Source organism: Streptomyces sp. G5(2025), assembly GCF_049542075.1.
Classification (GTDB): Bacteria; Actinomycetota; Actinomycetes; order Streptomycetales; family Streptomycetaceae; genus Streptomyces.
The window spans coordinates 82,070-106,204 of record NZ_JBMUZT010000006.1; the positions used below are offsets into that span (position 1 = coordinate 82,070).

Genomic DNA, 24,135 nt, shown 5'->3' on the forward strand with positions numbered 1-24,135 from the left:
ACGCGCCTTTCATCCGTGGCATTCATCCGTGGCGTTCAAGCCGTGGCGTTCAAGCCGTGGCGTTCAGGAGAGGGCCAGGGGCGGCAGCGCGTGCTGTCCGGGCGAGAGGCGCAGCTCCAGGCGCCGTCCCAGGCAGTCGGCGAGCGGGCCGCCGCTCGTGGCCATCAGGGAGGTCCAGGCGAATCCGCCGTCCGCCGTGCGCACGCTGTCCAGGAACGTCGTCAGATGGCCGGCGTCCCATTCGAGGCCGAACGTGTCCGCCGCCACCACGGCCTCGTAGCTGCTCAGCAGGTCGGGGACCCGGTTGCCCTCGTTCGCGTATCCGCCGCCGCGGACCCGGTGCCGGGCGAGCACGTCCCCGACGCGAGCGCCGTCCGTCCCGACGGTCCGGTGCAGCGCCCTGAGTGCTTGCAGGGCGGCGCGCAGCGTGGGCCGGCCACCGGGCACGTTGGCATACTGGCCGGGTGCCGTCTCACAGCTGGCCACGTACTCGGCGATGCCCCGCAGGGAGGCGGCGGAGCTCCCGCCGGTCCAGTGGAGGATCTCCGCGGCCGCGGACGTCGACACCATGTCCGACGCGCGGCCCTCCCAGTAGCCGAACCCGCCGTCGGGGTTCTGGATGGAGCCGGCGAGCCAGTCCGCGATCCCGGCACGGGCCGTATCGTCGTCCCGGAACGCCCCGGCCGACAGAGCCCAGAGCGTGCACCGCACCTCACTCCCCCGACCGGGCATGTACATGACGCCCTGCTCGTTCGGCAGCACACAGCTCTCCATCCACCGCAGGGCGTCGCGTTCCCCGGTGTCGGAGAAGCGGCCGGCCAGCAGGTGGGCGGAGGTGGTGAGCACGTCCGAGGCGAGGCCGGGCGCGCGGTAGGTGAATCCGCCCTGGCCGGTCCGGAAGGACAACACCGCTTCGACCACCCGGTCGGCGAGGTCCTCCAGACCCGCGCCCAGCTCCCGCAGCGCGCCCACCCCGCAGAACGCGGCCCACACGTCCGGCACGGGATAGCCGGGCCACCGGGTGAACGACCCGCCCGGCCGCAGCCTGCCCCGGATCCAGGCGACGCACCCCTCGGGGTCCCGCGGCGCCTCGTCGAGGCGCCGCAGCGCGCTCGTGGCACGGAACGTCGCCCACAGGCAGTCCGTCCCGTCGCCCTCCTGGAAGGTGAATCCACCGGCCGCGCCCTGCCGGTCCTTGAGCCAGTTCGTGAGCCGCTCGCGGTCCCACGGCAGCGGGCCCTGTCCGCCGGTGGCCGTGCTCCAGGCGGTGATGGCGTAGTAGCAGGCCCGTACGTCGGACGCGCCGTCCTTCGCGTGGGCCGGGCTCCAGGCCAGTCCGCCGTCCTTGGCCTGCAGCGCCGCCAGCCAGTCGAACAGCGCCTCGGGCGGCCGCTCATCGCAGATCTCGACCAGAGTGCGCACGGCGTAGTACGTGGCCCACACGTCCGACGCCTGACCGGGCATCATCGCGAACCCGCCGTCCTCGTGCGCGGCACTCCACACCCATGCGGAACTCGGCTTGCCGACGGTGCCGCGACTGCCCTCCGGCAGGTCTGCCATCGCCTGCGTGCAGTAGTACGTGGCCCAGGCGTCGGAGGTCATACCGGCCGACCAGGCGTAACCGCCGTCGGAGTTCTGGCGGGAGGCGAGGAAACCGCCGACGGTCTCGGGGGTGGGCAGGTCACCGATGCGGTCGAGCCAGGTGAGGGTCCGCACGGCCGCGTAGGTGCACCACAGGTCGGACTCCCCGGAGACGACACCGGACGAGCTCCGCAGCATGTCGTACGTCATGCCGGCACCACCTCGTCGACGACGCGGAAGTTGGAGCGCTTCCAGCTCTTCTGGGAACCGCCGCTCTTCGTCGTCACCGGCAGCCGGTTGACGAACCGGACCTCGTCCCAGCGGAAGCCGAGGGATTCGCCCGTGCGCCGCTGGACGAGGTCGTTCTTCGCGGGCTCGGCCTCCCGGTCGGTGCCCGGGTCCCGTTCGAGGAGCAGCCTGGCCCAGGTGCCCTGCCGGTCGACCTCGATCAGGTAGCCCATGACGTCGCTGTTCGCGTAGACGATGCCTTCGAGGTCGCGGGTGCGCACACGGCTGCCCTTGATCTCGGTTCCGTCGCTCCCCCGGCCGTGGACCGTCACCACCGGGGCGGTCGCGCCACAGGGACAGCCGTCGGTCAGGGACACCTCGTCGCCCATGTCGAGCCGCAGGAGGGGGCGGGCGTCGTTGTTGAGCGGGGTGACGACGAGCCTGCCGTCGCGCCCCGGATCGGCGGGCACGATGCCGTCGTCGTTCGCGATCTCGAAGTGGTTGGCCCCGCGCAGCAGGTGCAGCCGGTCCTGCGCGCAGCACGCGGCCAGGGTGCCGCTCTCCGTGCTGCCGTAACTCGCGTCGTAGGCGCGCGCGTTCCACCACTGCCCGGTCATGGCGCGCAGCTCGGGGGTGCTCACCTCGCCGAGCAGCATGAGGAGTTCGACGGACGGGCGCAGCCGGTCGAGGAGGCCACGCCTCTTGACGACCTGGGAGAATTCGAGGAGTACGCCGGGCGCGACGAAGAGAACGGTCGGCCGGAACACCTCCCACAGGCCGACGATGCGGTCCCAGTCGGAGATCCCGGTGGTGTACGGGTAGGCCTTGACGTGGGGTATGGCGAGGAACTCGCAGACGCCGACCATCAGGTCGGCCACCGGCACGATGTCCGAGGGCAGCAGGATCAGCGCGCGGTGTCCGCCGCCGGCGAGCATCGGGCGCCAGGCCTCGGCGACGGACACGGTATTGGCGATCATGTCCTGGGCCGTGCGGGGCGTGGGGGTGGGGGTCCCCGTCGTCCCTGTCGTCTGGTAGTACTTCAGACCCGCGTCGACCGGTACCCGCAGGAAGTCCAGGGGCCGGGCCTTGAGGTCGTCCTTGGACGTCGCGCGCAGGTCCAGGAACGCCCGCGTCGAGAACGTGCCGAGCGAGGCGTAGGCGGCCGTCTGTTCCGCACGGTGCCAGACCTCGGCCAGCTTCGTCGTGTAGTAGGCCTCATCGGAGCGGGCCGCGCCGCGGTGAGCGGTCACCTCCTGCTGTATCCGCTCCATGAAGTCGAGGTCATCCCTGGAGTTGATCTTCACTTGCCACTCCTTTTCGCGTTGAGTGCGGGCCGGCCGTGCACGGCTGTTCACCGGCCGCTGTGGGCCAGCCCCTTGGCCCGCATGAGGAACTCCCCGAGGAACCCGTCGTGCGGCACGTCCGGATGGACCCAGGAGGTCGGCTTGCTCCGGTACACGTTGGAGACCGCCGTGAGTTCCGTCGCCTCGGCGACAAGAGCCATGTCCTCGGTGTGCAGAGACAGGACCAACGAGTCGTCGAGGACGTCCACGGCACGCCGCTCGAAAGGGGCGACCCACACACACGGGAAGGGCACCTCGTACGAGAGAAGCGGGTTCCTCGGGGACTCCAGCTCCACGACCGCGGGCGTCACGGTCGCCAGGGACCCCTCGCCACCGAGCCGTTCGACCCGCGGGGCCAGGTGCACGACCGCGTCCTTCGTCCGGTTCAGGACCGCCGCCGCGAGGCGTTCCGCGTCGGCCTGCGGCAGGCAAGGCAGCAGGGCCGCGTCGTCCAGGGGGTGGGCCGGTGCCGCGTGGTGCAGCGCGGCGGCCAGTTCACCGGCGAATTCCGTCGGATCCCGCTCGACGAGGACGCCCGTGGTCGCGGTACACGCGGTGCCCGCGTGATAGAGCGCACCCGTCCGCGCGAGGCCGAGACCGGCGCCCCGGTCCGCGTCGGCGGCCACGACCAGTTTCGAACGGCCCGGGCCCTGCAGCCGGACATCGCCGCGGTTGCGGTACTTGTCCACGACGTCCTGACCGCCGTACACCAGGGCTCTGTCCGAGCGCTCGATGATCAGATCCGCCGTCGCGTGGTCGCAGGGCGCCACGACCAGCTGCGTCGGCGGCACCCCCGCCTGCCGCAGCGCGGTGACGAGGCGGAAGGGGGTGAGCGGGTCCCGGGTGGAGGGGCGGACGACGACCCGGTAGCCGAGCGCGAGGGCCTCCAGCCACATGGCGTGCACCCCCGGGCTGTTGCCGGCCGCGTGCACGGCGAAGACGTCCCCGGTGCGGCACCACGCGGCGCCTGCCGACGGCGCGGCGGGCACGGGGGTGCCGACCGGGGCGCAGCCCGTGGGCCGGGCCGCTGACGGCGCCCGGCCCACGTCGCGCAGGGTCTCGGTGATGAGCCGGTCGCACTCGCGCACGACGGTGACGGGTGTGCCCGTCAGCGCCGCCGTCCGCCGCTCGTGGGCTGCCAGGTCGTCTCCCAGGATCTCCTGGGCCTCGAAGACGTCGGCTGCCTTCCTGAGCACCTCCGCCGTGTCCGCGACGGGCAGGGGCGCGCTCGCGCGCAGCTGGTCGATCCAGTGGGAGACGACCAGGCCGGGGACTGACGCCAGTTCGAGGGCCGGGCTGCCCGAAGCGTCCGGCACGGTGGTGCGGTTGCGGGTCCGGTAGGGCCCGGTCGGGCCCAGCGCGGGGATATGCAGCATGCTCGCTCTCCTGTTCCTTCCGCCGAGTCGCTGGGCGGAGGGTGATGAGGGGGTCAGCGCGCCGCGGCCGTCACGGCACGGCGCTGACGGGTCGCGGCCGCGAGGTCGTGGAGCACGGCCACCGTGGCGTCCCAGCCCATGCAGGCATCGGTGACGCTCTGGCCGAACACGGGCTCCTGGAGGCCGAGTTCTTGGCGCCCGGGGATCAGGAAGCCCTCCAGCATGACGCCGCGGATGTCCGTGTTGCCGGCCGCGACCTGCGCCCCGATCTCCCGTGCGACCACGGCCTGTTGCTCGTGGTCCTTGCCGCTGTTGCCGTGGCTGGCGTCGATGATCAGGCCGGTCGGCAGCCCGGCCGCGGCCAGGAGCCGTGCCGTCTCGCGCACGTTCTCGGGGTAGTAGTTGGGCCGGCCGGGACCGCCCCGGAGCACCACGTGGCAGTCGGGGTTCCCGGTCGTCCGCAGCGTGACCGCCCTGCCGTCTCGGTCGACGCCGAGGTAGGCGTGCGGCGCGGCCGCGGACCGGATGGCGTCGACGGCGACATCCACGGAGCCGGTGCTGCCGTTCTTCATGCCCACGGGCATGGGGAGGCCGCTGGCAAGCTGCCGGTGCACCTGGCTCTCCACCGTCCGCGCACCGATGGCGCCCCAGGAGATCAGGTCGGCCAGGTACACCGGAGCCGACGGGCTCAGCCACTCGGTCGCGATGGGCAGCCCCTGTTCGGCGATCTCCAGCATGAGCGTCCGCGCCGTACGCAGCCCGTGGTTGACGTCCAGGCTGCCGTCGAGAGCCGGGTCGGTGAGCAGCCCGGTCCAGCCGACCGTGGTCCGGGGCTTCTCGACGTACACCCGCATGACGACCGCCAGGTCGGCGGCGAGGTCGGCGGCCAGTTCACCGAGCGACTTCGCGTACGCCAGACCGGCGTTCACATCGTGGATCGAGCACGGCCCGACCACGGCGAGCAGCCGGTCGTCGTCGCCGCTCAGCACGCGGCGGGTCAGCAGGCGGCCGTCGCTCACCGAACGGGCCGCGGCCTGGCTCAGCGGCAGCTCGCTCATGAGCCCGTGGGGGGTGGTCGCCGCGTGCGTACGGTATTGCCCGCCGATGTCACCCGGTGAAATTTCGACCACGGAATCAGTGGTTACCTCGGCCAGCATGTCAAGACTTTGCATCGTTCCTCAATTCGTTCTACTCAGCGCAGCATTTATGCGTCGGCAACGAATCCTTCGGGCGGACCTCCGATGGCGCTGGAGATGCCCCGGCACAACCGTCCGGCAAGCACGCGGATCACGGTGCCTCATCAGCGAGTTGGCTCGCTACCCGCACCGCGTGCAGCAAGCTGTTGTGCACCTAGCTGCACAACGGACGCCGCGCCGCGCCCCGCCGATACCGCGGCGGCGTTCGCTGAATTGCACGGCGGCGACACGTGCCGGTTCTCCCGTATTCCGGTGCGAAATCCGTATTCCGGTGCGAGAAACGAATCCGCCCGTCCGTCCAGGAGCATTACCTCCTGGACGGACGGGCGGATCGGATGCGTGCGGGCGGGCGGCGCGCCCGCTACCGCTCGGCCCCTTCCTGCCGCTCGGCCCCCTCGGGCAGCGCCGCCTCCTCGGGGCTCGCCATGTCGAGGAGCAGCATCGCGTCGTGGTCCGGGGTGCCGGGCGGGGCCTGGTAGGTGACGAGGCGCTGACCGTCCGTGCGGGAGATCGTCATCACCTCGAAGGAGAGGCAGAGCGAGCCGACCTCCGGGTGCCGGAAGTGCTTCTCGCCGCCGCCGCGCTCCTTCACGTCGTACCGCTCCCAGAGCCGGGCGAACTCCGGGCTCTTCACCACGAGTTCGCCGACGAGCTGGGCCAGTTCCGGCATGTCCGGGTCGGCGCCGGCCACCGCGCGCAGGTGGCCCGCGCTGTGCGCCGCCATCTCCTCCCAGTCGCGGTACAGCTTGCGGCCCATGGGGTGCAGGAACATGTAGCGCGTGATGTTGCGGCGCTCCCACGGCCAGTCCGTGATGCCGGAGAAGAGACGCAGACCGGGCCGGTTGGCGGCCAGTACGTCGTTGGTACGGCTGACGACGTACGCCGGGGCGGGGCGCACCGTCTCCAGCAGGACGCGCAACGACTCCCGCACCGTCCGCGCCGGTCCCGGGGACGGCGTCGGCGGCTGACCCGCGGCGAGCGCCACCAGCTCGTGCAGCCGGTGCAGCGCGTCGTCGGAGAGCTGGAGTGCCTCGCCGAGCGCGGCGACCACGGCGGGTGAGGGCCGCGTCTCGCGGCCGCGCTCCAGACGCGTGTAGTAGTCGACGCTCACCCCGGCGAGGGTCGCCAGTTCCTCGCGGCGCAGCCCCGGGGTGCGGCGGACGCCCGTGCCGGCTCGCAGGCCCACGTCCTGGGGGCGCACCTGCCCGCGGCGGGCGCGGAGAAAGCGGCCCAGTTCCGTACCTTCGCTCATCCGTTCATTCTCGCAAAGAGTGTCGCGCGCAGGGAGGCCGTATCAGGGCCAGGCACAGCGCTCCCCCGCACAGCCCGGCCTGCCAGGGGGCGCTCGGGCAGGGCACGCTGCTTGACGTATTCCCAGCGACACCGCGGTGAGGAGCAGTGCACCATGCGTACGACGCAGTCCGACGCGAACACGGCAGCTGAGGCGGGCGAATCCCCCGAGGACGACCCGGGACGGCCGGGTTCCCCTCGCGCGGCTCTGGTCGCCGCCGTCCTCGGCTTCTTCGTGATCACGATCGATGTCTCCGGCGTCAACGTCGCGCTGCCCGCCATGCGGGCCGACCTCGGCGGCTCGATGTCCGGTCTCCAATGGGTCGTCGACAGTTACACGCTGATGTTCGCGGCGCTGATGCTCTCCGCCGGCGCGCTCTCGGACGCGGTGGGCGCGCGGCGCGCGTACGGCTGGGGGCTCGGCGTCTTCACTCTCGCCTCGCTGGCCTGCGGGGCGGCGCCGACGCTCGGAGTGCTGATCGCGGCCCGCGTGGTGCAGGGCAGCGCGGCGGCGGTCATGGTGCCCTCCTCGCTGGCACTGATCCGGCAGGCGTTCTCCGATCCTGACGAGCGGGCGCGTGGCATCGCGCTGTGGACGGTCGGCGGCGCGGTGGCCATCGCCGCGGGGCCCGTCCTGGGCGGCCTGCTCACCACGGAGTGGAGCTGGCGCGCCGTGTTCTGCCTCAACGTGCCCACCGGGATCATCGGGTTCCTGGCTCTGATGCGGGCGACGCGCTCCCCGCGCCACCCCGTCGCGTTCGACCTGCCGGGACAGGTGACCGCCGTACTGTCGCTGGCCGCGCTGACCTTCGCCGTGATCGAGGGCGGGCACGACGGGTTCACCGGCACCGTCCTTGCCGCGACCGTGATCGCGGTGCTGTCCGCGGCCGGTTTCGTGGCCATCGAGGCCCGGCGGCGCGATCCGATGCTGCCGCTGGAGCTGTTCCGGCTGCGCGGCGTGACCGTGCCGGTGATCTCGGGCTTCGCCCTCAACGCCGCCTTCTACGGCGGGGTGTTCGTGCTGAGCCTCTTCTTCCAGGAGCAGCGGGGACAGTCGGCGCTCTCGGCCGGCTTGATGTTCGTGCCGATGGCGCTGATCACCGCCAACGTCAACTATCTCTCGCCGCGGGCGGTCACCCGCTTCGGCCGGCGGCCCGTGGTCATCGCCGGACTGCTGATCGTTGCGCTGGGCTGCGGCGTGCTGCTCCCCATCGACCCCGGCACGCCGCCGTGGGCGACCGCCCTGCTGATGATCCCGCTGGGCATCGGCGGCTCCCTTGCCATGCCGGCGCTGACCTCCCTGATGCTGGACAGCGTCGCCGCGGAGCGGGCCGGCACGGCGGCGGCGCTGCTCAACACCAGTCGCCAGACGGGCGGAGCCGTGAGCATCGCCGTCTTCGGCGCGCTCCTCGCCGGGGACTTCTCCTCGGGCATGAGGGAGAGCCTGCTGAGCGCCGCCTGTCTGCTGGTGGTCATGGCCCTTGGCGCGGGGGCGCTGCTGCCCCGGCGCTGAGGCCCTCCGGGGCGGCGGCGCCCGCCGTCGCCGTTGTCTCCCAGCGGCCGGACTCCCCCGGCCGGCCGCTGGGTCACTGTCACGGGGGACCACAACGGGCCGTTCAACGAACGCCCCGCCCGCCGTCCCGGGTGGCTCCCGTGCCCCTCGCCGGGCGGCCGGAAACGAGATGGCAGGTGGCCGCCGACGGGGCAGGGTCGGCTGGTGCTTGATCGTGTGGAGACTTCGTCCGGCCTGGTGCCGTGCAAGTGGGTGTCGGGCGACGCGAGTTCGCTGAAGACCGCGTTCGCCGATTCGCGCATGCGCTTGAACATGAGTATGCGCATGAGCATGACCATGCACATAGGTATGAGCATGCACCGGCAGAGCAGCGAGAGCCGATGGCTTCATCCCACGCCTCAGGTGAGGCGATCAAAGAGCGGAGGGACCGGGGGGGGGACTGCCGGTTCGGCCTTCGCCTTCGCGGTGGTCGACTGCGAAGACACAGTGCTCACGCGCGTGTCACTCGGCGCGGTGAACCGACGTCATTCCACCGGGTGGGTGTCCTCCTGGGTGACGGTGGCGGCGCGGGGCCAGAGAGCCCCCGGACCTGTCGAGTCTTTGCCTGCTGGGCATTCGACGAGGCGGACCCCTTCCGGTTACTTCCGGCTGGAGCCGGGGCATTCGAGTCAACCCCCCTGTCTCAGGCAACACTCATGTAATTCTCTTACGACACCACACACGCTGCGGATTTCGCCACGGAGGGACGCCCGCCGTCCTGTCGACCTGCTGCCCGACCGGAACGCCGACACACTGGCCGCCTGGCTCGCCCCACTGCGACGGCATCAAGGTCATCTGTCGCGACCGTGCCGCGGTCTACGCCGAAGACGCCCGCCGAGGTGCCCGACGAGGTGCCCCCAACGCTACGCAGTGTGCCGATCGGTGGCACGTGTGGCACAACCTCGGCGAAGCCGCGGAACGCTGTGTGTTCCAGCACCGAGCATGCCTGTGCCCCGTCGACATCGTGTTGTTGAGGGCGAACGATGCCGGGCGCCGACTGCGGGCGCCCGTATGGCTCCTGGTCGAATCCCCCGCTACGACCGTGTCGGCGGCTCGACCCCGGGGAGCCCGGGAAGCTCGATGCCCGGGATCTCGGGCAACTTGATCTCGGGGAGCTTGATCCCAGGGATTGAGCTCGGGGGGAGCGGCTCAGCATGGGCGGCCATGGAGCCGAAGAGAGTCAGCGTACTGGCCAGGATGATGACTGTGAGGGCAGCGCGCATGCGCATGGCATACCTCCGGCGTCATGGAAGGAACAGGTTCAGCACACCTCCGCCGGCACCCGCGCGCATGCCCTGTTAGGCCAATCGTGAAACGAAAGGGAGCAGTCCCAAGCGCCCGGTCACCGGGCGCTTGCGGTCGATGTCCAGGCCAGGGACTGCCGGAGCCGCCGCAGGTTGGGGCGGCTGCGGGTCTCGCGGAAGTCGACGTAAGCCCTGGCAGGGCGCTGGTGGGACGGCGGCGTGGAGGCTCTGCGTTCGCAGGGCCGCCGGAGCGGCGTTGATCACGTCCACCGCGTGTTCTGCACGCCGCCGTCGACTCGGCTCTCAGCGGCCACGATGTCTTCGCAGTCCGCGCCTGGGTCCAGGTCGCCGGTGGTGAACCGGCGCTCGCCTGACGTGAGAAGTTGTCGACCTCGACTTGATGGTTCGGCTCCCGCCCGACCGACGTATGAGAGACGCATGAGCATTCCCCTTCTTGCAGCACAAGCGATGCACATCCGTCGAGCCGTTCTGACGGCCGACGGCACGGCGCTTCGATTCCCGCAGGACGCAGCCGTCCGGCGTCCTGAGGGACGCGGATCCTGGCACCGGGCAGCCAGCCCGCCGGACGCGCGCGTTAAACAGACAGAAATAACGAATGGGCATAAAGTAGTTCAGGGGTGGGCGTCACTGGACGTAGTGACGAAGTCTTTCCACGAGGAGGCATCATGCTTGCTCAGCACACATCGCTTCTCGTCACTCAGACGGAGGTCACCGCGCTCGAGACGGCCATGGTGGAACCCGAGGCAGGTCTGAGCGACGCTCCGATATACACGCCCGAGGCGCAGGGGCAGCTCCTGCTGGCGCTGCTCCTCTCGCCGAAGGAGCCTAAGGAGCCGAAGAACAAGTGAGCCCGGACCGACCGCAGATCGCGTACGCCGCAGAAGGAAGCACTGACGCGGTGTGACGTCGGCCCCGCTAGCCATGCATCCGCCGTCCGCGTCAGGCGGTCGGCGGGTGACCGCGCGCGGGCATTCTGCTCACGACCGGCTGCACCACCGCGGGCGGACATCACGCTCGCCACCGCCCGGTCGCTGTCCACGGCCTCGGGCCAGGCGCTCGGCGTCGGCAGTTCGCCCGGGTGCCGCGCGGAAGAAGGCGCGCTTCGTGTACGGGGCCCGGCAGTGGGGCGGAGCAACTGCGCGTCCGTCCTGCCCTCGGCGAGCCGCAGCGCGCGTGCCTACCCCCGGTCCGCCGCGCGGTGACCCATATGCGGGACAGGGCCGACGGGCTTCTGCGCCCGTGCGCGCAGGCCGGGTTGGTCGTGGGCGCAGGGACGGGGGGTGGGGTGGGCGCGCACCGCTACCGGGCGGCCTGACGGTAGTCACCTGTGGCAGGCTGTGCTGGAGGTCCAGTGTCCGCACGGACCACGACAACGCTGGTGAGCTTGTCGGCGAACGTCTGCTGCTTGGTGTCCCAGCTCGCCCACAGCCAGCCCAGCCCGAACGCCGGGTAGTTGAGGAGCTGGCAGATGCGGCGGGCGAGGGCCAGGCCGATGCCGGGCGCCAGGCCGTCGTAGACGCGGAGTACTTGGATGCCGAGGGCTTTCTTGCCCACCGTCTGCCCGGTCCGGCCCTCGCGTATCAACTGCACGACACACACGACGAGCATGACTGCGAAGGCCACCCAGCCCAGGATGAACGCGGCCGTCTCACCACTGTCGCCGGACTGTGGCCGGTCGACCGCGTCGGCGACACCTATCAGCAGCCACAGCGGGCCGAAGTTGATCAGGCAGTCCAAAAGGAACGCTCCTGCCCGCTGCCACCACCCCGCGTACGGCGGGTACTGCGGAGCGTACGACGAGACCGGAGCCGGGAACGGCGGGTACGGGGACCCCGCCATCTGCGGTGGCGGGTAACTGGGCGGTACGTGTGACGCCGCGTAAGGGCTCTGCGGGTCGGGGTAACTCACTTCGGGCACTCCTCAGCCCCATGCCGGGACGTAGTCTGATGATCACACAGACTACGAAGGCCCACCTCTGGCATTCCGACCACCCCCGTCGGTGAGCGAGGCGGGACCGTTCTGAAGCGGCAGCCCTTCGGTGCTCCGCCCTCCGTGCAGCTGGAAGGCGGTGTCGATCACGATGAAGGTCGTCCAGGCCCGCGGGACCCGCAACGGGCGGGGCGCCGGCCGACCATCGCAGGGCCGCGTTCGCCCTCGTGAATTCGTTGGTTCAGCTTCGTGCCGTACGTCGGAGTGATCGACGTCCGGTGTTCACGTCCGGGCCGTGAACACCTCCGGGTTCGCGCAGTGGGCGAGCGGCTCGCCGCGCAGGAAGCGGGCGACCTCGCCGGCCACGATGCGGGCCGCCTTGTGCGCGACCTCCTGGCTGGCGCCCGCGATGTGCGGCGTCATGACGATGCCGGGTGAGTTCAGGAGACGCGAGTCTGCGGGGACGGGCTCTTGGGGGTAGACGTCGAAGGCGGCGCCGGAGAGGTGCCCGGAATCCAGGGCGTCGCACACGGCGTCGTAGTCGAGAAGGGCGCCGCGGGCGCAGTTGACGAGGACGGAGCCGCGCGGCATCCGGGCGATCTGCGGCGCGCCGATCAGGCCCGTGGTCTCCTCGGTCACGCGCGCGTGGAGGGAGACGATGCGGGAGCGGGTGAGCAGTTCCCCGAGGGACACGTGTTCGGCGACGCCGGTGAGCGACTCCGGTGCCACGTAGGGGTCGTGGACCAGGACATGGGCTCCCATCGCCACCAGGACCTTGGCGACGCGGCTGCCGATGGCGCCGTAGCCGATGAGGCCGACGGTGGCGCCGTCGATCTCGATGCCGCAGTTGTCGTAGTCGTAGTAGTCGCCGCGCCATACGCCCCGTCGCAGGTCGGTGTGGGTGTCGCCGACGCCGCGCGCGGCGGCCAGGAGCAGGGTGAGGGTGTGCTCGGCGGTGGCGACGGCGTTACGGCCGGGGGCGTGGCAGACGGCCACGCCGTGCCGTGTGGCCGCCTTGAGGTTGGCGTTGACCGGGCCGCCCCGGCTGACACACATCAGTCTCAGATCGGGGCAGTTGGCGAGGACTCGTTCGGTGAGCGGTGCCATTTGTGTGACGCAGACCTCGGCTCCCTGGAGGGCTTCGATCAGTTCGTCCTCGGTGCCGGACGCCTCGTGGACCTCGCCGACGGGGCCGAAGGGTGTGTGCGGCCAGGGCAGTGTCAGTTCGCGCACGATGACGTCGGTGGTGCCGGCGGTGGCCGCGCGGACTTCGTCGGCGAGCAGGCGAGGGAGGACGAAGTGGTCACCCGCGGCGAGGACGGTGGTGCTCATGTGGGGCTTCTTTCCTGAGGTCTTTCGTGGCGGGATCGGTCAGTCGGTGGGTTTGGTGGGTCGGTCGGTGAGCCGGTGAGCCGACGGGTTGGTCGATCGGTGGGTCGGTGGATCGGTGGATCGGTGGATCGGGTTTATGCGGATACGTGGGTGTGGGTCGTCGGCGCGTTGAGGCGCAGCAGTGACATCTGGCCGTCGCGCAGCCGCAGTTCCGTCAGGGCGCCGTTGTGGAGCACGGGGAAGACGCGCCGGTAGTCGGCGAGCGGAATGCCCAACTGGTGGCAGAGCAGGAGGCGTACGAGGGTGGAGTGCGCGACCACCAGGACGAGGCCGTCGGGGAACTCCTCGGCGAGGTCGGTGAGCGCCGCACCGGCCCGCGCGACGGCCGCGCGGGGGTCCTCGCCGCCGGGCAGGTGGTGGGCGACCGGGTCGCGGAGGAACGCGGCCAGTTCCTCGGGGAACCGCTCGCGCATCTCGTCGCGCGTCAGCCCTTCGCCGCGTCCGAAGTCGACTTCCAGGAGCCGTTCGTCGATACGCGGCACCAGGCCGAGGGCCTCGGCGGCGGGCGCGGCGGTGAGCCTGGCGCGGCTCAGCGGGGAGCTGGCCACGGCGTCGATCCGGCTGCGCTGTCGTGCGGCCCACGCGCCGAGCGCGGCGGCCTGCTGGGCGCCGCGCGGGGTGAGGGGCACATCGGTGCGTCCGGCGTAGCGGTTCTCGTCGTGCCAGGTGGTTTCCCCGTGGCGTACGAGGATGAAGTCGGTCACTAATCTGCCCTTTCTCGGCGGCTGGGGGTGCCGGTCGTGTGTGCGCGGGATCGCTTTCTGGTGTGCGCGGCGACGGCTGCATCCAGCCAGCCCCGCTCGGTGAGCGCGTCGACGAAGGCGAGGTGGACGGGCATCCAGCGGGCGGTGCGCGCCGGGTCGGGGACGATCTCCTCGCCGACGCGGACCATGGCGGCCGCGGCGTCCCGCACGCCGATTCCGGTGGATGTGGCGGCGAGGACCGCCATGCCGAGGGCGCCTTCGGCCTGTTCGGGGACGTGGACGGGGCGGCCGAGGACTTCTGCGCGCAGCCTGTTCCAGTAGCGGTTGCGGGCGCCGCCGCCGGTGAAGGTGAGCGGGCCGTCGACGGGGGCGCCGATCAGGTCGAGGTAGTCGAAGCAGAGCCGTTCCAGGCAGGCGACGCCGAGGAGGTGGGCGTGGAAGCGTTCGGCTTCGTCGGCGGGCTCGCCGAGGAGGAACGGCTGGGCGTCCGGGGCGCGGAAGGGGAAGCGTTCACCACCGGTGGACACCAGCGGGTAGGCCACCGCGTCCGAGGTCGACTCGCTTGCCTGGGCGGTGAGTTCGTCGAGGTCGGCGCCCGGGAACTCGCGCGCGATGACGCCCGCGCCGCTGCTGGAGGCGCCGCCCGGCAGCCAACTGTCGCCGGGGCCTCGGTGGCAGTAGACGACCCCGCCCGGGTCGCGCACGAGATGGCTGCTCATGCCCTTGAAGACGAGGGTGGTGCCGAGTACGGAGTTCCAGGCGCCCGGGGTGAGGGCGCCCGCGCCGATCTGCGCCGCGCAGCCGTCGGTCATGCCCGCGACGATGGCGGTGCCCTCGGGGATGCCGGTCGCGGCGGCGGCCGCCGCGCAGACCGCGCCGAGCACGCTTCCGGGGCGTACGACGTCCGGCAACAGGCTTGACGGTATGGCGAGTTCGGCGAGCTCTCGCTGCGGCCAGCACTCCTCGGTGAGGTGATAGCCGGTCTTGAGGGCGTGGCTGGTGTCGCTCGGGACCTGGTGCCCGGCGAGCCGCCAGGTGATCAGGTCGGGCTGGTGGAGCAGCCGGACTCCCGGGCCGGCCGCTGCGGGTTCGTGGTCCAGGAGCCACAGCAGCTTGGGCAGGGCCCAGGAGGGCTGCATGGAGCGGTAGCCGAGCGTGCGCCAGAGGTTCGCGCCCGCCTCGTTGACGCGCGCGGCCTGCTCGGCGGCGCGTCCGTCGTCGTACATCAGGCCGGGGGTGAGCGGCGCTCCCGACGCGTCGGCGAGGAGGATCGTGCCGGAGGTGCCGTCGATCGCGAGCCCGCGGATCCGGTCGGCGTCGATGCCGGACAGGGCCTCGCGGCAGGCGTCGGCGAGCGCGTTCCACCACTGCTCGGGGTCCTGCTCGTGGCGGCTGCCCTCGCGGCGGCCGGTGAGCGGCCGGGACGCTGCGGCGAGCACCGCGCCGGTGGAGTCGACGGCGACGCAGCGGGCGCTCTGGGTGCCGAGGTCGAGGCCGAGCCAGACGGCGTCCGGGGGCAGGTGATCAGGCACGGTGCGCTCCTTCGGGGTGTGCCGTGCGGGGGCTTTGCTGTGCTGCGTGGGGGCCCTGGCGCGCCGCACGGGGATGGTGGTGTGCCGCACGCGGGCCGTACGGAGGGGCGGCGGCCTGCCAGCCCGCCTCGCGTGCGAGGGTCCGCCATGTGAGGAACGATTCGTAGAGCTGTGCGTAGTGCGCGGAGCGCTCCGGGTCCGGTTGCCAACTGTTGTGCATGCGTACGTACTTGGCCGCCGCGCTGTGCATGCTGGATTCGGCGCCGCTGAGCACGAGGCCGGTGAGGAAGGCTCCCTTGGCGCCCAGTTCGGTGTCCTGGGAGCGGGCCGTCGGGACGCCGGTGGCATCGGCGATGAGCGCGCACCAGTCGGCGCTGTTGGCGCCGCCACCGCACAGCCGCAGCTCCGTGACGGTCGTGCGCGAGGCGATGAGCGAGTCGCGCAGGACGAGCGAGAGGCCGTCGAAGACGGCGCGGGCGATGTCGGCGCGGGTGTGCTCCAGGCCGAGTCCCCAGAAGGCTCCGCGCGCGTGCGGGTCGAGGAAGGGGGCCCGCTCGCCCGCCGGGGAGAGATACGGCAGGAACATCAGGCCGCGTGCCCCCGGTTCACCGGAGAACGCCAACTCGGCCAGCTCCGGCGGACCTTGGAGACCAAGAGTGCCGGAGGCCCAGGTGAGGACCTCGGCTCCGTTGAGGGTGGGGAAGGCGCGCAGGACGCGTTCGCGGCCCCGGTAGGCGATGTTGATGCCGGACGGCTCGCCGCTCGTGTCGATGTCCTTGCGGACGATCTCCGTGCAGAGCGTGGTGCCGAGGATGCCGCACGCCTGGCCCGGGTTGACGACGCCGGCGCCGCGGGCGGTGGAGGCGATGTCGTACGGCGCCATGACGACGGGGAGCCCGACGGGCAGGCCCAGTTGGCCCGCCGCCTCAGAGGTGATCTCACGGATGCGCTCCCGCTCGCCGAGGACCTTGGGCAGCAGGCGGGCGTAGGGGGTGAGGCCGAACAGGGCGACGATCTCGGGGTCGTAGTCACCGGTGGCGTGGTCGAGGAAGGGCGCCGACGCGTCGGACTCGTCCGTGGCGGTCACCCCGGTCAGGCGCAGGAACAGCCAGCCGGCGGCGGTCAGCGAGGCCGCCGAGCGGTCCAGGCGCCCGGGGTCGTGGGCGGCGAGCCAGCTGAAGAGGGCGTTGGGCATGCCGCTGCACGTGAGGGAGCCGTTGCGGCGGAACGCCTCTTCGAGCAGTCCCTCGCGTTGCCAGCCGGTGAGGATGTCGCCCGCGCGCCCGTCGGACCACAGGATCGCCGGTCCGGTGGGCCGCCCGGCAGCGTCGACGAGCCAGGCGCCGTCGCCCTGCGCGGTGAACGTCACCAGCCAGACGGGGTCGCTGATGTCGGACAGGACGTTGCGAACGGTGTAGACGACCGTGTTCCACACGGTGTCCATGTCCTGCTCGGCCCAGCCGGGGTGGCGGCGGTGCACCTCGGTGGCCAGCCGTGAGACGGCCAGCTCGTTGCCCTGGTCGTCGAAGACGACCGACTTGATCATCGTGGTGCCGACGTCGATGGCGAGTACCGACATGGATTCACGGTCCCTTCGTGACGGGTGCGCCGATGTGGTTCCGGGTGCCGGCGGGTGGCTCTGGGTGCGGGTGCGAGTGCGGGTGTGGTACCGCGGAGTCTGCGCCAGGGGTAGGTGCCGTGTCCGGGGCGGTGGTTCGCAGGGTGAGCGTGAGCAGCGCGCTGACCGCGTGGAACCCGGCGAAGATCCACACCACGCCGCCGACCCCGAGCGGCCCGAGGAAGAGGCTGACGACGAGCGGGCCCACGAAGGTGGAGGCCCCCGCGCCGAGGTTCAGGGCGGCCATGGCCTGCCCCTTGTGGGTGGGGGCGATGGCGGTCATCAGTGCGGAGAGCGGCACGTACCCGGACAGGGTCGCACCGTACAGAACGGCGACCAGCACACACAGGGCGTACTGCCCGCCGACTGCGGACGGAACGTAGTACAGGGCGAGGGTGGACAGGGTGCAGCCGACGCCGCCGAACCAGGCGACGGTGGCGCGCCAGCCGGCCTTGTCGCCGACGATCCCGAAGAGAAGGTTCGTGACGATGTTGGTGGCGAACATGAGGGCGAGCAGCCGCAGCCACTGCGCGTCGCTCAGGCCGACCTCCTTGACGAACCAGGTCGGGAGCATCACCAGGAAGCCGAACTGCGAGGCGGTGTTGAGCATCCGCACCGCCGCGCCCGCACCCACCCGCGGCTCACGGCAGAGAATCGTGAGGCTGCCGACGAGCCCGGCCAGGGGGCTCTCCCCCGGCGGTGCGAGACGCGCGGAGCCGGTGCGCTCGCGGACCAGGAGCAGCGGCACGAGCCCGCCCGCGACGACCACGCCGAGCGCCGCCCACAGGGTGCCCAGTTCACCGATGTGCGGGAGCAGCACACTGGCGGTGAGCGAGCCCAGCGTGGGCAGTCCGGCCGAGAAGGCCGACCAGAACCAGCCCATGGCGCTGCCCATCTGCCGCGGGGGCGCGACCGCCGCGATCCATACCAGGAAGGCGTAGGCGAAGAGCGGGAAGGCGAGGCCGCGCAGTCCGTAGCCCAGGAGCAGCAGCGGGTACGCCTTGCCGGGGATCGCCACCGTCAGGAAGAAGACGTGCGTGAGGACGAAGGCGGCCAGGCCGAGCCACATGACGCGGCGCGGTCCCCACAGGTCGGAGAGTGCTCCGGCGAACCAGGCGGCGACGGCGCCGGTGATGCCGTACACGGTGAAGATCATCGCGACGCCGGAGGCGGGGACGCCGAGGCTCTCCAGGTAGGGCGAGAGGTAGCCGGCCTCGACGCCGACGCCGGTCATGAAGATCAGGAGCCCCAGATAGCCCCAGGAGAGGGCGGGCGGTATGCCCAGTCGTGTGAAGACGGAACTCGGGGTGTTCGTCATGAGGCTCCCCCTGCGGCGACGGCGGCGATGGCGGTGATGGCGGTGATGGCGGTGGTGGCGGTGGTGAGTGCGGGCAGGTCCGAGCTAACAGTTGGCCGAAATCTGACGTCAATCGCGTCCGGACATCTCCCGTGGGAAGGGCCTGTCACCGTGTGAGGACGACGGGGGCGCCCCGCCCCTCAGCTGCGCGACGCCCCGGCCGCCGTACAGCCGCGGTGTGAAATCCATGGGATCATCACTCGGGGATTTCACATGGCATGGCAGGCCGCGAAGAAGGCCGGGAAGAGTTCGGAGTACGGGGAAAGCCCGGAAAGCGGGACGTTCCCGGAAGGCGGGGGAAACAGCATGGCGACGACGGACCGGGCTGACGTGCGCGAGGCGCGGCGCACACGTATCCGCGAATCAGTGGTCGCGAACGGCTTCGTGCGCGCCGCGGACCTCGCCGGAGAGTTCAAGGTCAGCCTGATGACGATCCACCGCGACCTCGACTTCCTCCAGTCACAGGGCTGGCTGCGCAAAGTACGGGGCGGGGCGACGGGTCTGCCGTCCGCCCAGTTCCACGGCAGCGTCGCCGAACGCATGGCGACGATGGCGCAGACGAAACAACACCTCGCGCGCGCCGCCGCGCGCGAACTGGTGCCGGGGCAGACGGTGCTGCTCGACGACAGCACGACCTGCCTGCATCTGACGCGGCTGCTCACCGAGCGCACCCCCCTGACGGTGATCACCAACTCGCTGCCCGCGATCACAGCACTCGCGAAGGAGCCCGGCATCTCTCTGATCGCCCTCGGCGGCAGCTACTTCCCCGCCTACGACGCCTTCATGGGCCTGCACACCGCCGACAGCGTCGAGGCGTTCCGCGCGGACGTGCTGTTCATGTCCACGACGGCCGTGACGCGTGGCCGTTGCTACCACACGTCTCCCGAGACGGTGCAGGTCAAGCGCGCCATGATGGCCGCGGCCACTCGCCGGGTGCTGCTCGCCGACCACACCAAGTTCGCCCGGGACGGCCTGTACGCGCTGGCTCCACTGTCGGACTTCGACCTGCTGGTGGTGGACGACGGACTCGCGGCCGAGGAGGTGGGGGCGATCCGCCGGGGAGGGACGGACGTACGGGTGGTGCCGCGCGCCTGAGTCTGCGTCGGCGGTGCGACCGTCGTCGCCTGAGGGGGAGGCGTTCGGCAGGACGTCGATGTGCGGCACGTGCGTGCGGTCCCTACCGATGACGCCACCGACGCGATCGGCGCGCCCGCCGGTGGCGGTTGTTCCGTACGGGAGCCGTCGGCCCACGTCGAGCTGGCGTCGTTTCTGGCGTCCTACGGCTACGGCAGCTGTGGGAACCCGGTCGACGAGGCCATCGCCGCCGAAGCCGGCTACCTACCTCACCGGCGATGGCGAGCTGTGGCCGACGGTGTACGGCGACCCATGGACCGGCCCGGCCCGGCTCATGGGTGAACACAGCAACGGCGGCGCGGAGTTCCCCCACGCCTGGGCGCGGCGCGCGGGCCTGACATCGGCCCCCATCCGGCCTTGAACGGGAGCGGCAGTGGGGGCGGAGCAAGACGGCCGACGAGCCGACGTCGGACGCCGCTGCCGACTCAGCCGTGCCTCCTGGAGTAGAGAGCAAGACCACGAACGGGTGATGTGCAACGTTCGAGTGCACCTCTTTCCCTTCAGGGCGTAGCCGGAGCGGCCTCGTCCGCCAATAGAACATCTGTCCACGATCTGCCCCCGAGAAGACCGTTACGGAGCCCCGAACGGGGGCGTTCTTGGAGCACCAGTACCCCTCATGCGCCCAGATGGAGGACGACATGATTTCCGTACTCACCCCCGTGCGGCAACCTCCAGGATTCGAACAGCGGCGGCCTACCTCGGGCCCCCTCCCCCTCGGCGAGCGACAGATTGACGCCGTCGGCGCCCGCCGCTCAGCACGACCGGATACGAGGTGGGCAGCATGAGCGAGCCCACCGATGCGTCAGCCGCCAGCGTTCCGGGGCCGCGCACCACCCCTCCTCCTGCCCCGCCTTCGGCCAAGACCGTCGTATTGCAAGAGGGACCTGACGGCCTCCACGAAGCCGGGTCGGGCGCCGTATCGGAAAAGGACTCCGTATCGGAAAAGGACTCCGTATCGGAGAAGGACTCGCTCTCGGAGTCGGCCGCTCCTGAGTCGCAGCTGCGGTACGTCGACCTGACCGGGAGCCGCGAAGCGGCCGGCCGTTCGATCAGGATGCGTGACATGGCCCGGCGCCTGCCGCAGTTGGTGCGCCGGTCTCTGGCTCTCGCCTGGCGGGTCGACCGACGTGCGACCGTCGGCCTCCTGCTGTGCCAGGCGGCAGCCGGCGTGATGCAGGCCTTGGGCCTGGTCGCCATCGCCGGTACCCTGACCGCGCTGTTGACCAGCGGTGACGTCTACCACCGGCTCCTACAGGCATGGCCGTCCGTGGCCCTGCTGGCCACCGCGGCCGGAGCGCGGGCACTCTTGGGCATCACCGTCAGCTGGCTCTCCTCCCGGCTGGGGCCCCTCATGTCCCGTGAAGCCGAGCAGATGCTGCTCACCGCCTGCGCGGAGGTGGAGCTGTCCGCCTACGACGAGCCTGACTTCAACCGTGACCGTGAGGCCGCCGACCGCGGCGCTCAAGTCACCGGGGATCTGATCGACGAGGGTCAGGACCTGATCGCCTCGGCGGCGTCCTTCCTCGCTGGAGCCGTCGTGCTCGCCGGAGTGAGTTGGGTACTCCTCCCCCTCCTGGTGGCAGCCAGCCTGCCGCAGGCCCTTGCCCAGGTCAGCGCCGCCCGGGTGCGGTACCTGGCGAACCTGCGCAGCAACGGCGACAACCGGATGCTGTCGGTGTTGCGTTGGCACATCTACACCAAGGACGCCGCCGACCAGATCCGAGCCGGAACCATGGCGGGTTTCCTGTCCGGCCGGTACCGGCAAACGGTCGCACGGATCAACCACGAGGACCGGGCCGCCGCTGACAAGGGCGCCCGCATGTCCTTGGTCGGCGCGTTGTGCGGCGGGCTGGGGTCGGCCGTCGTGTGGGCGGCGGTGGTGTGGCTGCTGGCAGGCGGTCGCATCAGCGTGGGGCACGCAGGGACGGCTGTCTTCGCTTTGCAGACGGTGGGCCAGGCGGTGCGCGGGCTGGTCGCCGTCGGCGCCCGCGCTGTGCGTACGGGCCTGTACATGGACGACTGGAGCGGCTTCTTGGACAAGGCCGGCGGTTTCCGCATGCGCCGGGGCACGCACCGGCCGAAGCCACCGAATCAGATCGAGATCAGGTCGGTCACCCACCGCTATGCCGGGAAGGGCCAGGACGCGCTGTCCCACGTCTCCCTCACCCTGCGCCGCGGGGAGGTCACGGCCCTCGTCGGCTTCAACGGCTCGGGAAAGTCGACACTGTCGAAGCTGGTCAGCGGCCTCTACCTGCCCACGAGCGGGCAGGTGCTGTGGGACCGCGTTCCCACCAGCGAGGCCGACCCGCAGGGGCTGTGGCAACAAGTGGCTCTGGTGCCTCAGGATTACGCGCACTGGCCGCTGAGCGTGCGCGAGAACGTGACCCAGGGACAGCCGACGGCCCGCGGCGACGCGGCGGTGCGAGAGGCGTGTGAGGCCGCCGACGCCGATGAGGTCGTCGACAAGCTCCGCGCCGGCCTGGACACCCTCCTCGCCCGCGAGTGGCTCAACGGGGAGGAGCTGAGCGGAGGCCAATGGCAGCGTATCGCCCTCGCGAGAGCGTTCTTCCGCGAAGCCGGGCTCCTGGTCCTCGACGAGCCGACCGCGAACCTCGATCCCCGCGCCGAGTTCCGGATCTTCCAACGGCTGCGGGACCTGGCACGCGATCGCGTGGTGCTGCTGGTGACCCACCGCATCACCAATGTGCGTGTGGCCGACCGGATCGTGGTCCTCGACGACGGCAGGGTCGTCCAGGAGGGCACGTATGAGGAACTGGCCGAACAGCCGGGCCTGTTCCGCGAGTTGCTGTCCTATCAGGTCACTTCCGACCTGGACGACGAACAGCACGGAACACGACCGTGACCGTCCCTGCTGCTGCTTCGGAACGTTCGTACAGCCGGGATGACCGCGCCCCCGGTCATGGATCTGGACCTGGACATGGACCTCTTCGACCCTATTCGGCGGATGGCGCCGCATGCCCGATGGGGCTGGCTCCGGCTCTCACCATGCGAGAGCCGGACCGAGTCCGAGCCGTCCTCACCCCGGGGAGGCAACGCCAAAACCGCTCATCCGCCTCCGGTGGCTGCTTGTGCCATGGCCGCATCCTGCGAGGCCTGCCATGGCACACCCTTGAGGTTCAGGAAGGCATCGGCGACGGAATCGCTCGCCGAGTAGGCCTCAAGACCGAACGTTGCGGGGCTGTACCCGAGTTTCTGGACCAGCGATGCGGCGATGCGGGGGTCTGCCACCGAGAACTGATCCCGCATCCACAGCATCACTGCCTCTTGGCGGTACGGCCCCACAAGAAGCGGATCTTTACCGCGGGTGAGCTTCCCGCCGGTCATGACGTTCACCTGGTCCATCGACCTCTCGAAGTGATTCTTCATGTTGGCGAGGATGTGGTTCGCCAGCTGTTGATTCGCGGCTGCCTGCGCCTGCGCGGCAATCATCTGCTGCTGACTTATCGCACCGATGTTGCCGTTATTGACCCTCATCGTTTGCACCGCCTGGGCATCCAGCGAGGGGTAGACAGACTCACAGAATCTGGCGAATTTGTTACCCCATCCATCCTTGGCGAGGATGTGCCCGGCGCTGCTGCTCGCTGTGATGTCGACAGCCCCGGCGTAGCCCATGTCGCTTGCTCGTATCAGGAGGTAGTCAGGGCGGGTGCCTCCGACCGGCACCTGGGTTTGCGGCGAATACCCGGCGGGGGCGCCACTGTTGCTCTTCTGCTTGAGAAAATGATCCGCCAGAGTCTCGACAACGTAACCGAATTCCTTGCTGATCCCTCCCGGGATTCCCCCGGCCAGGAACTGGGGCCAAACCTTCAGCCAATTCTGGATATGACCGTTAGGGCTAGTGGCGTAGTTTCCGAGCATAGGAGCTCCGAGTACATAGTTGTACGCCTCCAGGACTGCGTCATCCACAGCTTTGGCAAAGATCCAGAAATGTGCTGAGTCAGGGTCTTGGGGATTCGACTCAGTCTGATGGACAATCTGCCGCTGGATTTCAGTTCCGCCAGTGGTACGTGCGGGTGTCTCCTCGGGGCCCGCTTCGGCCCGGCGCGGCGGACCGCTCAAGACCCGGGTCGCGTTGGCCTCGGCCTCGCGTTCGTAGCGATCGGAGGGGTTGGACACCTTGAGCCCGTCCCCATGGTCGGTGCCCGAGACGGGGCCCTGGCGCTGCTGGATGACGTGGGTGAGTTCGTGGGCGAGCGTATGCCTGTCTCCGCCGCCCTCGCCGATGACGACGTGGCTGCCCGAGGTGTAGGCGCGGGCTCCGAGCCTGGCCGCCGACGCCTTCGCCGACGTGTCGTCGTGAATGCGGACATCGGAGAAGTCCGCCCCCAGCCGCTCCTCCATATCGGTACGGGTGTTCTCGTCCAAGGGGCGGCCCGGCGCGTGCAGCACATCGTGAACAGCCGACCGCTGCACCGCCGGTGTGCCCGGCGCGGGTGACACCGCGGCGGCCTGGTGACCGCAGGACGGACCGTGCTGGTGCGGGGCCGGCTGCGCCCATCGGTGGCCCGCATGGCGGAGCATCTGCACCATGGCCATGTTCCCCGCGGTGCGCTGGAGGTGCGGTGGCTCCGTCGCGGACCGTGGTGCTTGGCGAGCGGCCTGCCAACGGGCCTTGTC

At 70.7% G+C, this 24,135-nt stretch carries 17 protein-coding genes; 5 read left to right on the top strand and 12 right to left on the bottom strand.

Translation table 11 applies throughout. The annotated features are described in order from the left end of the window. Nucleotides 1–63: 63 nt before the first annotated feature. From ACOBQB_RS11045 to ACOBQB_RS11065, 5 genes are all read right to left on the bottom strand, one after another. Nucleotides 64–1,791 carry a prenyltransferase/squalene oxidase repeat-containing protein gene (locus ACOBQB_RS11045; protein ID WP_423591006.1) on the bottom strand — a complete coding sequence of 576 codons (1,728 nt, stop codon included), beginning with the start codon at nt 1,789–1,791 and terminating at the stop codon, nt 64–66. After that, nucleotides 1,788–3,113: a phenylacetate--CoA ligase family protein gene (locus ACOBQB_RS11050; protein ID WP_423591008.1), complete on the bottom strand. Its 1,326-nt coding sequence runs from the start codon at nt 3,111–3,113 to the stop codon at nt 1,788–1,790. Before ACOBQB_RS11050 ends, ACOBQB_RS11045 begins: the two co-directional genes overlap by 4 nt. Before the next feature lie 47 nt (nt 3,114–3,160). Beyond that, nucleotides 3,161–4,528, bottom strand: a complete 1,368-nt coding sequence (locus ACOBQB_RS11055; protein WP_423591009.1) for an aldehyde dehydrogenase family protein — start codon at nt 4,526–4,528, stop codon at nt 3,161–3,163. A 53-nt stretch (nt 4,529–4,581) separates the two neighbouring features. After that, the gene (locus ACOBQB_RS11060; RefSeq protein ID WP_423591010.1) at nt 4,582–5,685 is read right to left on the bottom strand and encodes a 3-deoxy-7-phosphoheptulonate synthase; all 1,104 of its coding nucleotides are present in this window, start codon (nt 5,683–5,685) and stop codon (nt 4,582–4,584) included. 400 nt (nt 5,686–6,085) lie between these two features. Further along, a complete protein-coding gene (locus tag ACOBQB_RS11065; RefSeq protein WP_423591011.1) occupies nt 6,086–6,976 on the bottom strand; it encodes a helix-turn-helix transcriptional regulator in 891 nt (296 codons plus the stop codon). A 153-nt stretch (nt 6,977–7,129) separates the two neighbouring features. Between ACOBQB_RS11065 and ACOBQB_RS11070 the strand changes: the two genes are divergently transcribed. Continuing rightward, nucleotides 7,130–8,527, top strand: a complete 1,398-nt coding sequence (locus ACOBQB_RS11070; protein ID WP_423591013.1) for an MFS transporter — start codon at nt 7,130–7,132, stop codon at nt 8,525–8,527. A 1,969-nt stretch (nt 8,528–10,496) separates the two neighbouring features. After that, nucleotides 10,497–10,679, top strand: a complete 183-nt coding sequence (locus ACOBQB_RS11075; RefSeq protein ID WP_423591014.1) for a hypothetical protein — start codon at nt 10,497–10,499, stop codon at nt 10,677–10,679. 451 nt (nt 10,680–11,130) lie between these two features. Here ACOBQB_RS11075 and ACOBQB_RS11080 read toward each other — a convergent pair whose 3' ends face one another. From ACOBQB_RS11080 to ACOBQB_RS11105, 6 genes are all read right to left on the bottom strand, one after another. Beyond that, a complete protein-coding gene (locus ACOBQB_RS11080) occupies nt 11,131–11,739 on the bottom strand; it encodes an RDD family protein (protein ID WP_423591015.1) in 609 nt (202 codons plus the stop codon). A gap of 303 nt (nt 11,740–12,042) precedes the next feature. Continuing rightward, complete coding sequence (locus ACOBQB_RS11085) at nt 12,043–13,092, bottom strand: 2-hydroxyacid dehydrogenase (RefSeq protein WP_423591017.1); 1,050 nt, start codon at nt 13,090–13,092, stop codon at nt 12,043–12,045. A 134-nt stretch (nt 13,093–13,226) separates the two neighbouring features. Continuing rightward, a complete protein-coding gene (locus ACOBQB_RS11090) occupies nt 13,227–13,856 on the bottom strand; it encodes a histidine phosphatase family protein (RefSeq protein ID WP_423591018.1) in 630 nt (209 codons plus the stop codon). Continuing rightward, nucleotides 13,856–15,388, bottom strand: coding sequence for an FGGY-family carbohydrate kinase (locus ACOBQB_RS11095; RefSeq protein ID WP_423591020.1), 1,533 nt, complete (start codon nt 15,386–15,388; stop codon nt 13,856–13,858). The genes ACOBQB_RS11090 and ACOBQB_RS11095 overlap by 1 nt, the downstream gene beginning before the upstream one ends. Next, nucleotides 15,381–16,967, bottom strand: coding sequence for an FGGY family carbohydrate kinase (locus tag ACOBQB_RS11100; RefSeq protein WP_423591022.1), 1,587 nt, complete (start codon nt 16,965–16,967; stop codon nt 15,381–15,383). The genes ACOBQB_RS11095 and ACOBQB_RS11100 overlap by 8 nt, the downstream gene beginning before the upstream one ends. Before the next feature lie 4 nt (nt 16,968–16,971). Further along, nucleotides 16,972–18,324 carry an MFS transporter gene (locus ACOBQB_RS11105; RefSeq protein WP_423591024.1) on the bottom strand — a complete coding sequence of 451 codons (1,353 nt, stop codon included), beginning with the start codon at nt 18,322–18,324 and terminating at the stop codon, nt 16,972–16,974. 345 nt (nt 18,325–18,669) lie between these two features. Between ACOBQB_RS11105 and ACOBQB_RS11110 the strand changes: the two genes are divergently transcribed. From ACOBQB_RS11110 to ACOBQB_RS11120, 3 genes are all read left to right on the top strand, one after another. Beyond that, nucleotides 18,670–19,458: a DeoR/GlpR family DNA-binding transcription regulator gene (locus ACOBQB_RS11110; protein ID WP_423591026.1), complete on the top strand. Its 789-nt coding sequence runs from the start codon at nt 18,670–18,672 to the stop codon at nt 19,456–19,458. Nucleotides 19,459–19,527: 69 nt separating this feature from the next. Next, nucleotides 19,528–19,779 carry a hypothetical protein gene (locus ACOBQB_RS11115; RefSeq protein WP_423591027.1) on the top strand — a complete coding sequence of 84 codons (252 nt, stop codon included), beginning with the start codon at nt 19,528–19,530 and terminating at the stop codon, nt 19,777–19,779. 499 nt (nt 19,780–20,278) lie between these two features. Next, nucleotides 20,279–22,360, top strand: a complete 2,082-nt coding sequence (locus ACOBQB_RS11120) for an ABC transporter ATP-binding protein (protein ID WP_423591028.1) — start codon at nt 20,279–20,281, stop codon at nt 22,358–22,360. 203 nt (nt 22,361–22,563) lie between these two features. On the opposite strand, the gene ACOBQB_RS11125 is transcribed toward ACOBQB_RS11120, so the two are convergent. Next, nucleotides 22,564–24,048: a DUF4157 domain-containing protein gene (locus ACOBQB_RS11125; protein WP_423591030.1), complete on the bottom strand. Its 1,485-nt coding sequence runs from the start codon at nt 24,046–24,048 to the stop codon at nt 22,564–22,566. Between the last annotated feature and the right edge of the window lie 87 nt (nt 24,049–24,135).

What these genes read in the sequence shown, in the direction of transcription:
- ACOBQB_RS11045 (WP_423591006.1), bottom strand. Translation starts at nt 1,791, where the DNA reads ATGACGTACGACATGCTGCGGAGCTCGTCCGGTGTCGTCTCCGGGGAG.
- ACOBQB_RS11055 (WP_423591009.1), bottom strand. Translation starts at nt 4,528, where the DNA reads ATGCTGCATATCCCCGCGCTGGGCCCGACCGGGCCCTACCGGACCCGC.
- ACOBQB_RS11060 (WP_423591010.1), bottom strand. Translation starts at nt 5,685, where the DNA reads ATGCTGGCCGAGGTAACCACTGATTCCGTGGTCGAAATTTCACCGGGT.
- ACOBQB_RS11065 (WP_423591011.1), bottom strand. Translation starts at nt 6,976, where the DNA reads ATGAGCGAAGGTACGGAACTGGGCCGCTTTCTCCGCGCCCGCCGCGGG.
- ACOBQB_RS11070 (WP_423591013.1), top strand. Translation starts at nt 7,130, where the DNA reads ATGCGTACGACGCAGTCCGACGCGAACACGGCAGCTGAGGCGGGCGAA.
- ACOBQB_RS11075 (WP_423591014.1), top strand. Translation starts at nt 10,497, where the DNA reads ATGCTTGCTCAGCACACATCGCTTCTCGTCACTCAGACGGAGGTCACC.
- ACOBQB_RS11085 (WP_423591017.1), bottom strand. Translation starts at nt 13,092, where the DNA reads ATGAGCACCACCGTCCTCGCCGCGGGTGACCACTTCGTCCTCCCTCGC.
- ACOBQB_RS11100 (WP_423591022.1), bottom strand. Translation starts at nt 16,967, where the DNA reads ATGTCGGTACTCGCCATCGACGTCGGCACCACGATGATCAAGTCGGTC.
- ACOBQB_RS11105 (WP_423591024.1), bottom strand. Translation starts at nt 18,324, where the DNA reads ATGACGAACACCCCGAGTTCCGTCTTCACACGACTGGGCATACCGCCC.
- ACOBQB_RS11110 (WP_423591026.1), top strand. Translation starts at nt 18,670, where the DNA reads ATGGCGACGACGGACCGGGCTGACGTGCGCGAGGCGCGGCGCACACGT.
- ACOBQB_RS11120 (WP_423591028.1), top strand. Translation starts at nt 20,279, where the DNA reads ATGAGCGAGCCCACCGATGCGTCAGCCGCCAGCGTTCCGGGGCCGCGC.
- ACOBQB_RS11125 (WP_423591030.1), bottom strand. Translation starts at nt 24,048, where the DNA reads ATGGTGCAGATGCTCCGCCATGCGGGCCACCGATGGGCGCAGCCGGCC.